Here is a 13348-nt window from a genome sequence, read left to right as displayed (position 1 = left end):
CACTGCGCGTCTACTCTATGAGCACCGTTTTTTGAGCCCCATCGTTAGAAATATCGACAGGGGAAACTCGGCCTGAGCCCGCGCTCAAGAAATTCAGGCGCCCTCGCGAACATCCCTTCCGATCTGCAATAGGCAGTGGACCTGACTGCGGCATGAATACAACGGACAGGCAATGGCAGTGAAGTTCATTGCTGATCGGGATTTTTTGCCTTGCTATGCTTGATGTGTAATGCGAACCAGTCTTTCGAGGCTGTCACGCATGCTGTCTCCCGATTCCACCTACCGATGAGGCACCCTTGAAGCCACAAGTTCACGATCTCACGCTCGACGAACTCCGACTTTTCGGTGACATCATCGGGCGGCTCGAGGAGCTCGGGCCGATCGTGGATGTCAGGCGCGTCGTTTTGTCAGACCTGACCCGGCTGCTGCGATCCGATTTCTGCGTCTCCTACAACTGGGATGCCGAAAAAGGGATGTACGCCGACCCGATTGCAGTCAATGTCGACTCGGATCACGTGCGTCGCTACACGAGCTGGTACCAGCACAATGACCCGATGACGGCGCAACTCTGCAAGCGGCGCAGGGCCACGTTGGTGGAAGAAGTGATGGACCGGCCTGCACTGGAGAAAAGCGAGTTCTACAACGAGTTTCTCGCGCAGGATGGGTTGCATCATGGAATCAACGTGTTTGTCTTCGACGGCGAACGCCAGCTCAGCGACTTGAGAATCTGGCGAACGAGGAATCGGCCTGAGTTCGAGATGCGCGACAAACTCGTGCTCGATGCGATCGAGCCGTTCCTTTGCCGCGCGATCAAACGCCGGGCAGGCAGCGCGACAGGGCTCACGGACCGTGAGAGCGAGATCGCCCAGCTGGTCGCAAAGGGCTGTACCGATCAGGATATCGGCCGTCTTCTCTGCATCAGCCTGTCGACCGTGCGCACCCATTTGCGGCGGATCATGGACAAGAAGGGATTCTCCAACCGCGCGGAGCTTGCCGCCTCCGTCGCCGCGGCCGGAACGACCCCGTCGTCATGACGATTGAACGGCGCGGTCGACGGCCACGTACGCACGACGCGGCGAATCGTCCGATACAAGAGACTAAACCGCCAATACGGTTTCGTACCGATGCCGGCACGAGCCCCCCAACGCCCACCGCGGCACTTGCATGCAGCGCACGTTCGAGTACCGGCCAGGCGTCGGGTGACAACCCCTCCCCCAACGTCGAATAGGGAACTGCCAGGCGAAAGCCACGTGTATCGTCGACCGCGGGAAGCGTTGAACCGCTTCCGGACAAGATCTCGTCCAGCAACATCACGTCGGCGACGGTGCGGGCGATCGGGCCGACCGTGTCACGCGTGGGCGATATCGGCACGACACCTCCGGACGGATAGCGTCCGTGCGTAGGACGAAAGCCGACCAATCCATACAGCGCCGCCGGTATGCGCACCGATCCGCCCGTGTCGGTGCCGAGCGCCGCCGGCACCGCACCACTCGCCACCAGCACGGCAGACCCGCCGCTGCTTCCGCCTGGAATTCTGGACGGGTCATACGGGTTGCGGGCCGGGCCGAAAAATCCGTTGTGGTTGGTGCAGCCGAAAGCGAGTTCGTGCATGTTCGCTTTGCCCGCGGCCAACGCGCCCGCGTCGATCACGCGTGCCACGACGGGTGCGTCAGCTCGAGGTACGGCGTCGCGGAGCGCTGCCGTTCCCGCGGCGGTCGGCATGCCCGCGCAGTCGATGTTGTCCTTGATGGCCAATGGAATGCCGGAAAGCGGCAACCGGCCCGTTCGGGCTACGAGCGATTCATCGTGTTCCCGCGCCGCTTGCAACAGCGCGTCACGGTCGAAAAACACGAACCCGTTCAGCGACTCGGTTTTGGCGTGTTGATCCACCAGCGCCTGAACGTATTCCAGGCAGGATATCTCGCGTCGATCGATCGCGCCTTTTGCGTCGACGACTGAAAGCTGCGGCAGGGTTGGCATCTACGTCTCTCGTGCATTTCGGTCTTCGTAGATTGCGCATCGGCTTTTTTGTAGCGCATCTTCAGAAATGACGATGGCGTAGCCAACCCTGGCAGCGCCCCTCTTCGCCGCGGATACCGCCCCCCGGCCGACGCAGGCGGCCTCGATCGAGTGAGTCCGCGTAACGATCTGAAATTCGCCTGCGCTTCGACGGACGTTCAGGCCGCGTCGATGTTCGAGACGGAATGCTTCGACGTCGCAGCGGGTACCGTTTCATCGAGAAACATCCCCACGAGCGCGCTCACCAACGACACGCCCCCGACGATCAGCATCGGATAACCCAGACCGAACGTATCGGCAAGCCCACCTGCAACCACGGGCATCAGGACCCCGCCAATGAGTTCACTGACAGCGGTCGGAACGCCTACGGCCGAACCGGTCAGCGTGGACGGTACGGATTCGCAAGGAATCACGGCAAGAAAGAGAGGTGCGATGCCGAAGCCGCAAATCCCGGCAGCAAAGAGGTTGACGAACATCACGATCGGAGAAGCGTGACAAAGAACGAACGCCAACATCAGGACGCCATAGCAAGCCGCCGAGACGACGAGCACGATACGCCGCCCGAGCCGATCCGATATCGCCGGAACGGCGACCATTCCGATAAACCCGCCGAAACCCCATCCGGAAATGATCAAGCCGACCGTGCCGAGGCTGAGGCCCACGACTTTGGTCAGATAGAGCGCGACGAACGTCGAGAACACGAACAAGCCCGTCTGGAAGAGCGATCCGATGACCGTGGTCAACCAGATGTTCTTGTATCTCAGCACGGTCAACGGGCCGCCCGAGGCCGCCCGGACCTGCTTGTCGCGACCGGCCTCCGTCTTTCGCATGGTCCTGCCGATCAGGAACGTCAGCAAAAGCCCCGGAATACCGAGCACGAAAAACACCCACTCCCAGCGCATGTGCATCACGAGCTGGGTAGCGATGATCGGTCCAAGGCCGATACCCAGAAGCGGGAAAAACGATTGATGAATGCCCAGATTCAAGCCGCGCCGGCTCGGCGTCGATATTTCGTCGATCGTCGCGACGCTGGCGCTGAAGACGCCGCCCTCGCCCACGCCAAGGAGGCCTCGCACGAGCAGCATGCCGTGGAACGACTTGGCGACGCCGGTAAAGGAGGTCATCACCGAGAAGAAGATCGAAGACCCCAGCAGAATCTTGCGACGCCCATGGCGATCGGACAGACTCCCGAGCACCCATGTCGAAATGGCCCAGGTCAACGCGAGAACCGACGCGATTGCGCCCGCCTGCGTGTTGTTCAATTTGAGCTCCGGCAGAAGAACCGGAAACAGATACACGATGACCAGACGATCGAGTCCAACGATGCCGAACAGCACCGCAAGAAAGATGACCATCTTCCATTCGTATTCTCTATTTTGTTTGTAGTTCATATCGATATCCTAAATATATCGTCGTGATTGAATGGCTGTTGTTTCAAAGAAAACCATCCCGCTTCAATCGGTATCGAGCCAATACGGCAGCGACACGAAAACCTCCGTCCGGCTCACCACGGAATCGCATGGCGAGCCCGACAGGCCGCTACCGATCTCCGCCACTTCTCGCGAGCTCCGGCGAGCAACCGTTGTCCGACGATGTTTGATCATCGGCGACCGTCTCCCCGGCGGGGCCATCGAGGATCTCGGTGACCGGAGGGCGCGGTCGCCGGTCGATCAGCAACCGCAGGACGTCAGGCCGCGAGTAATGCCCCACGGGATCGAAAACGCACTTCGAAAGCGATTGCATGCCGAGGTCGATATCGGCGTAGAGCAGGCCTTCCGCGGTTTCGTCGATCTTGTCGAACAGTTCCGCCCCGTCGGGCCCGTATCCGACGCTGTGGCCACCGCCTGCCCGCAACAGCTGACGTTTGTCCTCGGTGTCGCAAAGGCTCTCGACCATTTCCTCGGTGACGACTGTCGAAGGCGCGAGGACGAAGCAACCTCCTTCGACGGCATACGTCCGCGAAACCGCGTTGTTCACCTGGTGGCTCAATGCGCTGGCAAATTCATAGAGCGAGAAGCTCGGCCAGGCCGCAACGTGGACCTGTTCGCCTTGCGCATACATTGCGGCCTTGGTCAAAGGCTGCACGTGTTCGGCACAACAAAGCCCGCCGAGCTTTCCCAACGGACTGTCGATTACGGTCAGGCCACTGCCCTCGCCATCACCGAAGACCGTCCGCTCGAGGTGGGTAGGCTTGAGTTTCTGCCGTTGCAGGAGGGTTTCTCCGTCGGGGCCGATGATCCATTGGGAGATATATAAGGAATGGCCCTTGCGCTCCGAGAGTCCCATCACCACCGTGATGCGGTTTTTTCTGGCCGCGGCCCTCAGTGCATCGGCTTCCGGACTGTCGTAGCTCAGCGAGTTGTCGAAATATCGCTGAACATAGCCTTTGCTCATATACCAGGCCGGTGTACCCAGCCAGATGTAGAACGGGTAGCCCGGCAGCCACACTTCAGGGAACGCGATCAGGGCGGCGCCGGCCTGCGCCGCCTCTTCAATCAGGCGTATGGACTTTTCGATTCCGGCTTGAAGATCAAGGAACGCCGGGGCGGCCTGCACGACAGCCGCCTTATATTGGGGATGGTTGAGAGCCAAGATACTCCTCCACGACTCGCGGGACGGGACGCCCGCAACGTTGTAGAGAAAGTGTCCGGGGCCAATATGGCGGACGCTTGACTCTGACAGAACAGGATTTTTACTTATGCTGCCAGCCGGCGGGATTACCGCGCAGCCCGCTCAGGGGCGATTCAACCAACGTCGCGATGCTTCGCACGGTAGTCGCGCGCAGACACGCCAAAGTGACGTCGAAACGTACGACTGAAATGCGATGCATTATTGAAACCCCAAGCCATCGCAATATCGGTAATCGAGCGGTTAGCGTACGCGCGTTGCCGAAGCCACTCGCCGCACCCGTTGAGTCTGGCCGTACAGATGGTCTCGCCGATCGACTCCCCGGCCTCGGCGAACAGGCGATAGAGGTAACGGCTGGAAACCCCCAGTTCATCGGCGATCAGTTCGGGTCCCAGTTCCGGGTCGTGAATCCTGTCCTTGATCAACGCGCGCGCCCGCAGCAGATGCATCTCTTTCACGTTGGATCTGGGCAGCGGAACCGTGTTGAAATAATCCGCCAACGCCAGCGCGACCAGGTTGGCGGACACATCGCCAAGCCTCTCGCAAGCGGTCATCGCGCCTTCGTCTGACGAAAGCACTCGGTGCAGCGACGCGATATGGTCCGCGGCGATACGGCGTATCCCGGTGGCCGCAGGAATACGCACCGCGGTGTGCTGCCGGCCGCACGGCACCAATTTCTCCAGCGCCTGGCGGGGAAAGCGGATCGTGTAGTGCTGTCCGGAAAAATGCCAGACGAAATGGCGCGACGAGTCGAACAGCACCATGTCGGTAGGGTCGACGAACGCGGTGCGGGCATCCTGCTCGAGTGCACCTCGCCCCTCGATCTGTATCGACACGAGCAGGTAGTCGTCCGCCGTGCGCCGCACGTCGTCCCAGTCGTGAGCCGCGACGTGATCGACCGCCGAGATCCGCGACACACACACTCCGCCCGTGTTCACGCTGGAAATCTCGCCACGAAATCCCTGATCGGATTCGGTCCTGAAAACCATGGGGACGCAACTGGCCCGAACCTGATCCGCCCATGCCAAAAGCCGGTCGTCGCGATGGTAATGATCCGTGGTCGTCACTTGATTCATGGCACAAGGTTCCGGCGGCAAATACGCGGGAGCGTCACCCCGAACAATTGCGCATCCAGAATCCGCCGTCAATGCGCAGTTGCCTATGACGGCCGCTTCGAAACATAGCTGCGATCGAGCTCGCCCACCGAGCGACAACCGATGAGGGCGAGCGTCCGGTCAGTTTCCCGTTTGATCATGTCGATGACGTCGCTCACGCCGGTTTCCCCTCTGGCAGCCAGCCCGTACAAGGTGGCCCGCCCCAGCATCACGGCGTGGGCCCCCAGCGCGACCGCCTTGACGACGTCGGCCCCCGTCCGGATGCCGCTGTCGAGAATGACCGTCGTGCCTGAGGTGCGCTCGACGATATCCGGCAGCACGTCGGCCGTCGCGGGCAGGTCGGCGAGTTGCCTGCCGCCGTGGTTCGAAACGATGACGCCGTCCGCGCCGAGCGCGACGCACCGCGCGGCATCGTCGGCCGTCACGATGCCCTTGACGAGGAGTTTGCCCGGCCATTCGTCCCGCAAACGGCGCAGGTCGTCCCAACTGAAGCTCGCATCCATCTGCCGGCGAAGAATCGCCGCCTGGGAGGCGGTGTCCGATGCATCGTCCGTGGCGAAATTCTTCAACTCCGGCATGCCGTTCATCAGATAGGACCAAAGCCAGCGCGGGTGCGACAGTCCGTCGACGGCCGCACGTGCACTTGCCTTGAACGGCATGGCAAAGCCATTGCGAAGATCGCGTCGGCGAAAGCCGTTCACCGCGACATCGGCGGTGAGGATCAAGGTCGAATAGCGAGCCGAACGGGCACGATTGACCAGACTCTTCGCGAGGTTGCGATGAACGACGTACAGTTGAAACCACAGGTCTCCGTCGGCCCCTTTTGCCACCTCTTCGATGGACATGTTGGAAGCCGTCGATAGCGCAAACGGAATTCCGGCCTTGCCCGCCGCGCGCGCAAGTGCGAGGTCGCCCTTCGGCCAGAACGCGCTATTGAGGCCCGTCGGCGCGATCACCAGCGGTAATGGAATCAGCCGCCCGAAAAGCGGCACCGACTGCTCTCGCGTGCTGACATCCGACAGCCGGCGCGGCAACAACTGCAGCCTGTCGAACGCCGAACGGTTATGCGTCAATCCCGATTCGTCGTCTGCCGCGCCTTCCAGATAGTCGAACACCATGCGTGGCAACCGCCGTCTGGCTTCGCCACGATAGTCGCTGACGGAGAAAATGCCGGGAAATCCTGTTGTCATGATCGGGGTACTGTCAGAGTAAATCGTGATGCGAAAAGCACGAGACGCGCTGCACGCCGGTTTCGCGCGTCTCCCTCGGTCATTCGAGGCGGAAGACGACCGAGTAACGACGCAAAGTCGAAAGCTAGACGGCAACGCTCCCAACATAGTTTTCCGCCATGGACCTCGCCGCAGTCTCGGACGTAGTCACATGCTCGAGCTCGGCAACCTGCAACTGCTGTTCGAACGGCGAGGCATCGTCGAGACGATGCATCATGCGGGTCATCCAGTAGGAGAAATGCTCGGCACGCCAGATCCGTTTCAGCGCAAGCTCGCTGTACGAAGCGAGTTGCGCTTCATCGCCGGTCCGGTAATACGCGTCGAGTCCACTGCTCAGGATTCGTACGTCGGAGACTGCCAGGTTGAGACCTTTTGCTCCGGTAGGAGGAACGATATGAGCGGCGTCGCCGGCAAGAAACAGTCGGCCGTGCTGCATCGTCGTCGAGACGAAGCTCCTCATGCCGACGATATTCTTCTGAAAGATCTTCCCGTCGACAACGCTCTGGCCATCGGCGGAGTCGACGCGTGCGTGCATTTCGGCCCAGATCCGGTCGTCGGACCAGTTGTCGACCGAATCTTTCGGGTCGCACTGGAAATACATGCGCTGAACCGTCGGCGAACGGGTACTGACCAAGGCAAAACCGCGATCATGACGTGCATAGATCAGCTCGTCTGCGGACGGCGCACCTTCGACCAGAATGCCGAACCAACCGAACGGATAGACGCGCTCGAAATCGCGGCGAACGCTCTCGGGAATCGCCGAACGGGACACCCCTTGCGAACCGTCGCATCCGATCACGAAATCACAGTCCAGCGTATGTGATTGCCCTTGATGCACGAACCGTATCGACGGGGCCGACGTGTCGATGTTGTGAATCGAGACATCCGCGACATCAAACAGGATAGAGCCGCCTGCAGCAACCCGAGCCGCCACCAGATCCTTGATGACTTCGTGTTGCGCATAGACGGTGATGGCCCGCCCGGTCAACGCCTTGAGGTCGATGCGCCGCCGCTTTCCGTCGAAGGCGAGTTCAAAGCCGTGATGCAACGCTCCTTCTGCCTTCATACGCTCACCGACACCGGACGCTTCAAGCAGGTCCATCGTCCCCTGCTCGAGTACACCCGCCCTGATCGTCGATTCGATCTGCTCGCGTCGGCGGGTTTCGAGCACGACAGACTCGATACCTTTCAGATGCAAAAGATGAGAAAGAAGGAGGCCGGCAGGACCGGCGCCAATAATGCCTACTTGAGTGCGCATGCCATCTCCAACTGAAGGTACTGTCAGACGTTTTCCGTCATTCGGTTCAACATGAGCGACATCGTTACGTGCCCTGCGCGGAGCGCGTGACAAACGTCGCCCTCGACACTGATCTCAAGCGCCCTTGATGGGCGGAATATGACGACGCACGATCATCAGGCAGATAAAAACCATCGCCATCGCGGCACCCAGCATGCCCAGGTACGCAGACGCTCCACCCTGCGTGATCACGAAGGCCCCCGCGAACGCGCTGAGAATCGCGCCGAGCCGCCCAAACGCGAGCGCGGATGCGGTCCCGGTCGCGCGAATCTCGGTGGGATAGACGTACGCGCAAAGGGCATACATCGTCGATTGAACCGCGTTCACGAAGAGGCCGTGCAACCCGATCCCGAACACGAGCAACGTCGTGTGGGCAGAGACGTCGAGACCGCGCAGGAAAAGCGCGCTCGCGGACGCCATCAGGCAACATACGAGCAAAGGCCAGCGCGACCCGAACCGACCGATCGCCACTGCGCAGCCCATTGCGCCCAGTACGCCGCCGAGGTTGTAGGCGGTAAGACCTGAACCCGCCACCGAAGCGCTGAGTCCCTCGCCTGCCAGCATCGTCGGCAGCCAGCTGAATGCGCTGTAGACCGCGACGAGGTTCATGAAGAAAGCGACCCAGATTGCGAGCGTGTCGCGGCCTTGATGGTCCGCGAACAACGCGCGAAAGCCTGGGCGCTGCCCCGCTTTCTGCTCCTTCTGATCGGCGAATACGGCGTGCGGCTGAATCGAGCGGGACATGCGGGACAGCAGGTGACGCAGTTCATTCCAGCGTTCCTGATGACGCACAAGATAACGCGGCGATTCCGGCATGACGAAATACAGCAGGAGCGCCAGTGCGACGGGAAGCGTGCCGCCAATCAGAAAGAGCCCGCGCCAGCCGTAATGCGGAAGCACGACGCTCGCGAATAGCCCCGCAAGCATGCCCCCCAGCGGTACGCAAACGATGGTTGCGGTCACCGCGAGCGTCCGCCGGCGAGCCGGCGTAAATTCCGCCGTCATGGTCGTCGCGCTCGGCAGTGCGCCGCCGATACCCAGTCCCGCGAAGAAGCGCAGGATGGCAATGGTCATCACGTCCGGCGATAGCGCAATCGAACTCGTCGCCAAGCCGAATACCAGCACGCTGCCGATGATTGCCCAGCGCCGACCGAACCTGTCCGCGAACAGCCCGGCGAACGCGCTCCCTATACCCATGCCGACGAGGCCGGCAGCAACGGCGGGCGCAAATGCGTTGCGCGTGATGCCCCATTCCTTGATCAAGCTGGGAATGGCGAACCCGATGAGCTGCCCATCGAAGCCATCCATCACGATCGCAAGCGCGGCGAGCAGGACGACCGTTCGCTGGAACGCCGAGAACGGTCCTTCATCGAGGGCACGGCCGATGTCTACGGTCAGCAGAGGCGGATTACGATCGTTCATTTCGCTCTCCCGGACAGACCGGCGAATTCTGAATCGCAGTCCTGCGTAATTCGTTTTCCGACGCGACGGTCGGACTCCAACCGGGCGCGATCGAGCGACGACTCGAAATTGATGACGGGCATTGCAGTCTCCTTAAGCCGGTCGCTCGTCGTTTCAGGAGCGAAGGCGTCTCAACGATATCGGGTTGTTATTGTGTTCGTGCCCACCATCCGGAAGCCCATCGCGTCCATGGTGAGCAACACGTGCCATGACCGCGGCAACGATCAGAACGGATAGTGACGAGGCGTCGTTTGCACGGTGATCCAGCGCAAATCCGTAAATTCCGCGATCCCGGCCTTGCCGCCGAAATGCCCGAAACCACTGGACTTCATCCCGCCAAACGGCATCTGCGCCTCGTCGTGAACCGTCGGGCCATTGACGTGGCAAAGCCCGGACTCGATACGCTTCGCGACCGTCAACGCCCGCGCGACGTCACGGCTGAAGACTGCCGCCGACAGGCCATATTCGTTGTCGTTGGCACAGGCGATGGCCTCTTCGTCGCCATTGACGCGAACGATCGCCTTGACGGGCCCGAACGACTCCTCCCGGTAGATATGCATGTCCGCCGTCACGTGATCGAGCAACGTGGCCGGCATGAGCGTGGTCTCGGATGTCCCTCCGCATACCAGGGTCGCACCTTTCGCCAGCGCGTCGTCGATCAGGTCGTTGCATCTCCTGACCGTCGCCATGTCCACGACGGAGCCGAGCACGGTCGGCCCCTTTCTCGGATCGCCAAGCGGCAGGCTCCGTGCCTTTTCCGCCAGTCGCGCGACGAATTCATCGGCGATCTTCGTGTCGACGACGATGCGTTCGGTCGACATGCAGATCTGGCCGGAATTGGCGAACGCCCCGAATGCCGCGCCTTGAACCGCCGCTTCGATATCGGCATCGTGAAGCACCAGAAACGGTGCCTTTCCGCCGAGTTCGAGTACCGAAGGCTTCAGATATTTCGCGCACTGGGTCGCGACGATGCGGCCGACGCGCGTCGAACCCGTGAAGTTCACCCGCCTGACCGCCGGTTCGGCAATGATCGCTTCGACGATGTCGCCCGCATTCGCCGGCGCGTTCGTGACGAAGTTCACGACGCCGCGTGGCAGTCCGGCGTCCTGTAACGCTTCGATGATGAGGCCGTGGGTCGCGGGGCAGGTTTCGGAACCTTTGAGCACGACGGTATTGCCGCACGCCAGCGGCAACGCGACGGCACGCACGCCGAGGATGACGGGCGCGTTCCACGGTGCGATCCCGAGCACGACGCCGGCGGCCTGCCTCACGCCGAGCGCAAGACTGCCCGGCACGTCCGACGGAATCACCTCGCCGGAGATCTGCGTGATCATCGCAGCCGCTTCGCGCAGCCCGTCGGCCGCAAGCTTGACGTTGAAATCCGCCCACAGGCGAGACGCGCCCGTTTCGGTTGCCATTGCCAGCGCGAAAGCGTCGCCTTTTTCTTCGAGCGCATCCGCGGCCCGATTCAGTAGAGCGCGTCGCTCGCCGGGGCCCATCGCCGACCATGCGGGAAACGCGGCGGCCGCCGCATGCACCGCCGCTTGTGCATCGGCGACAGTCGCGGCCGGCGCCGTAGAGGCAACCGTGTCATCGAGCGGGTTACGGCGCTCGAATGTCGCGCCGTCGCGAGCCATCGCACGCTCGCCGTTGATCAACATCGTTACCTGATTCATTACCGTCTCCTGGAATATTCTTGAAAAACCGGCCTGCCGAATCAGCGACTCGCGGTCAGGCCACGACAATTTCGACGACGCGTGTTTTTCCCGAAGACAACGCGTCTTCCAGCGCGGGCTTCAGCGACAGCGCGTCGCTCACTCGAACGCCTTCGCACCCCATGCTGTTGGCCAGGGAAACGAAATCCAGCCCTGGCAGGTCGGTGCCCTGTACCGGATCCGACGCGGCGAAGCCGAACACGGGCGCGAATTCCTGCAAGGCGGCGTAGCGCGAGTTATTCAGGATCACGAATGTGATCGGAAGATCGAGCTGGACCGCGCTATAGATCGCTTGCGGCGAATACATCGCCGAGCCGTCGCCGATGAGGCCGATCACGCGGCTGCCGGGTCTGGCCAAGGCGACACCCACCGCGGCGGGCATGCCGTAGCCCAGACCGCCGCTTGCCATCGTGTAGAACGTCTGACTGCGCGTGAACGGGAGATAACGTTGCATGACGGGGCGTGAACTGGGCGCCTCCTCGACCACGATATCGGCTGCGTTGCGGACTTCGGACAGCGTCTGCAACGCATAAGCGACCGACATCACTGCTGTGGGCTCGGCTCGCTCGACCGCCTCGCGCGGCGCCGGCAGGGGCCGGCCTCGCGGTGCCGGCCGGGCGAGCAGGTCCACCAGCCCCAGGCGAATGTTCGCCACCACCGACGTGCCGACCGGGGTCCAGGCAGCGGTAGCCGGATCGTCGATGAGCTGGTACAACGCCGCGCCATCGGGCACATGCGGGCCACTGCCTTCGACGTGATACGCAAAAGCCGGCGCCCCGACGACGAAGATCAGGTCATGCCCGTTCAGCATCCGAACGATTTTTTCGCGCATTGCCGGCAGGAAGCCGGCGAAAAGTCGATGATCTTCCGGGAAGCTGCAGCGTGACGACATCGGCGCAACATAAACCCGCGCGTTGTGGCGCTCGGCCAGCTGGATGGCCTCGCTCCACGCATCGGCACGATCGAGTTCCGCGCCGACGACGAGGGCCGGCCGTTCGCAGTCGTCCAGCGCGTCGCCGATCTCCGCGATCCGTACCGGATCGGGGCGGAACCGGGTGCTGATCCGGGTCGCCTCGACGAAGTCGGCCGGCTGATCCCAGTCGTCGACCGGAATGGACACGAACACCGGACCACGCGGCTCCTGCATCGCCACGTGGTAAGCACGGGCGAGGGCCAGCGGAACATCCGCGGCACGAGCCGGTTCAATGCTCCATTTCACATAGGGCCGCGGCAGCTCGGTGGCTTGCGATGCCGACAGAAACGGATCGAACGGCAGAATCGAACGGGCCTGCTGGCCGGCCGTGATGATCAGGGGCGTCCGGTTCTTGAAAGCCGTGAAGACGTTGCCCATCGCGTTGCCGACACCGGCTGCCGAATGCAGGTTGACCAGCGCGGCATTGCCGGTGGCTTGGGCATACCCGTCCGCCATACCGACCACCACTGCTTCCTGCAATCCGAGCACGTACCGGAAGTCCTCCGGGAAGTCGCGGAACATCGGTAGCTCGGTCGAGCCGGGATTGGCAAACACGGACGTCAATTCGAGGCGCCGCATCAAGTCCACGACGGCATCGCGAACGGTCGGCTGCCCACTTGTATTTCGTTGCATCTCGAATCCTCTGCGGTTCGCCACTCAGGCTGGCGGTGATGGGATGAGCCGCAGTATGGGATTCGACACCCTGTTTGAAAATTGCCAAAAAAGCTCAAAGTCATTACATTTTGGCATGCGTCTATCGGAATGCCGGATCGGCCAATTCCGCCCGGATGCCTTGTCGGAAAAGGCTGTTCGCCGTCATCGGGGGCTCGTCGGTGGCCGCAATGAGCGGGCACCGCGAGCCCTTGCAGGGAAGACACCTAGCTGGCGCCGGGCGACCCGGAATCTCGCTC

11 protein-coding genes are annotated in these 13348 nt (G+C 61.9%); 1 reads left to right on the top strand and 10 read right to left on the bottom strand.

Annotated elements, in window-relative coordinates; all coding sequences use genetic code 11:
• Positions 1-296 precede the first annotated feature (296 nt).
• Entirely contained in the window at positions 297-1034 is a 738-nt protein-coding gene (locus ACTJLD_RS20525; RefSeq protein WP_440659512.1) for a helix-turn-helix transcriptional regulator, read from the top strand.
• Here the strand turns inward: ACTJLD_RS20525 and ACTJLD_RS20520 are convergent.
• From ACTJLD_RS20520 to mdlC, 10 genes are all read right to left on the bottom strand, one after another.
• Positions 955-1980, bottom strand: a complete 1026-nt coding sequence (locus ACTJLD_RS20520) for an amidase family protein (RefSeq protein WP_440659511.1) — start codon at positions 1978-1980, stop codon at positions 955-957. The genes ACTJLD_RS20525 and ACTJLD_RS20520 overlap by 80 nt on opposite strands.
• Positions 1981-2177: 197 nt before the next feature.
• Complete coding sequence (locus ACTJLD_RS20515) at positions 2178-3410, bottom strand: MFS transporter (RefSeq protein WP_440659510.1); 1233 nt, start codon at positions 3408-3410, stop codon at positions 2178-2180.
• A 148-nt stretch (positions 3411-3558) separates the two neighbouring features.
• Positions 3559-4611, bottom strand: coding sequence for a carbon-nitrogen hydrolase family protein (locus ACTJLD_RS20510; RefSeq protein ID WP_049096296.1), 1053 nt, complete (start codon positions 4609-4611; stop codon positions 3559-3561).
• A 152-nt stretch (positions 4612-4763) separates the two neighbouring features.
• The gene (locus ACTJLD_RS20505; RefSeq protein WP_060319571.1) at positions 4764-5723 is read right to left on the bottom strand and encodes a helix-turn-helix domain-containing protein; all 960 of its coding nucleotides are present in this window, start codon (positions 5721-5723) and stop codon (positions 4764-4766) included.
• 83 nt (positions 5724-5806) lie between these two features.
• Positions 5807-6952: an alpha-hydroxy-acid oxidizing protein gene (locus tag ACTJLD_RS20500; RefSeq protein ID WP_440659509.1), complete on the bottom strand. Its 1146-nt coding sequence runs from the start codon at positions 6950-6952 to the stop codon at positions 5807-5809.
• 124 nt (positions 6953-7076) lie between these two features.
• The gene (locus ACTJLD_RS20495; RefSeq protein WP_334066737.1) at positions 7077-8249 is read right to left on the bottom strand and encodes a 4-hydroxybenzoate 3-monooxygenase; all 1173 of its coding nucleotides are present in this window, start codon (positions 8247-8249) and stop codon (positions 7077-7079) included.
• A gap of 114 nt (positions 8250-8363) precedes the next feature.
• Complete coding sequence (locus ACTJLD_RS20490; RefSeq protein ID WP_440659508.1) at positions 8364-9710, bottom strand: MFS transporter; 1347 nt, start codon at positions 9708-9710, stop codon at positions 8364-8366.
• Positions 9707-9832, bottom strand: a complete 126-nt coding sequence (locus ACTJLD_RS20485) for a hypothetical protein (RefSeq protein WP_260433357.1) — start codon at positions 9830-9832, stop codon at positions 9707-9709. The genes ACTJLD_RS20490 and ACTJLD_RS20485 overlap by 4 nt, the downstream gene beginning before the upstream one ends.
• A 141-nt stretch (positions 9833-9973) precedes the next feature.
• Positions 9974-11425 (bottom strand): aldehyde dehydrogenase, encoded by a 1452-nt coding sequence (locus ACTJLD_RS20480; protein WP_440659507.1) that lies wholly within the window; start codon positions 11423-11425, stop codon positions 9974-9976.
• A gap of 55 nt (positions 11426-11480) precedes the next feature.
• The gene (gene mdlC / locus ACTJLD_RS20475) at positions 11481-13070 is read right to left on the bottom strand and encodes a benzoylformate decarboxylase (RefSeq protein WP_226178868.1); all 1590 of its coding nucleotides are present in this window, start codon (positions 13068-13070) and stop codon (positions 11481-11483) included.
• Between the last annotated feature and the right edge of the window lie 278 nt (positions 13071-13348).

Origin of the sequence: Burkholderia sp. 22088, from assembly GCF_052045915.1 — a bacterium.
GTDB classification, from domain to species: Bacteria; Pseudomonadota; Gammaproteobacteria; order Burkholderiales; family Burkholderiaceae; genus Burkholderia; species Burkholderia cepacia.
Note: the sequence above shows the minus strand (reverse complement) of the source record. Positions and strands in the feature narration are given on the sequence as shown.

Bases quoted from the DNA above. Each gene is read 5' to 3' on its own strand.
- ACTJLD_RS20485 (WP_260433357.1), bottom strand. From the start codon at position 9,832: ATGCCCGTCATCAATTTCGAGTCGTCGCTCGATCGCGCCCGGTTGGAG.
- ACTJLD_RS20505 (WP_060319571.1), bottom strand. From the start codon at position 5,723: ATGAATCAAGTGACGACCACGGATCATTACCATCGCGACGACCGGCTT.
- ACTJLD_RS20500 (WP_440659509.1), bottom strand. From the start codon at position 6,952: ATGACAACAGGATTTCCCGGCATTTTCTCCGTCAGCGACTATCGTGGC.
- ACTJLD_RS20515 (WP_440659510.1), bottom strand. From the start codon at position 3,410: ATGAACTACAAACAAAATAGAGAATACGAATGGAAGATGGTCATCTTT.
- mdlC (WP_226178868.1), bottom strand. From the start codon at position 13,070: ATGCAACGAAATACAAGTGGGCAGCCGACCGTTCGCGATGCCGTCGTG.
- ACTJLD_RS20495 (WP_334066737.1), bottom strand. From the start codon at position 8,249: ATGCGCACTCAAGTAGGCATTATTGGCGCCGGTCCTGCCGGCCTCCTT.
- ACTJLD_RS20520 (WP_440659511.1), bottom strand. From the start codon at position 1,980: ATGCCAACCCTGCCGCAGCTTTCAGTCGTCGACGCAAAAGGCGCGATC.
- ACTJLD_RS20490 (WP_440659508.1), bottom strand. From the start codon at position 9,710: ATGAACGATCGTAATCCGCCTCTGCTGACCGTAGACATCGGCCGTGCC.
- ACTJLD_RS20480 (WP_440659507.1), bottom strand. From the start codon at position 11,425: ATGAATCAGGTAACGATGTTGATCAACGGCGAGCGTGCGATGGCTCGC.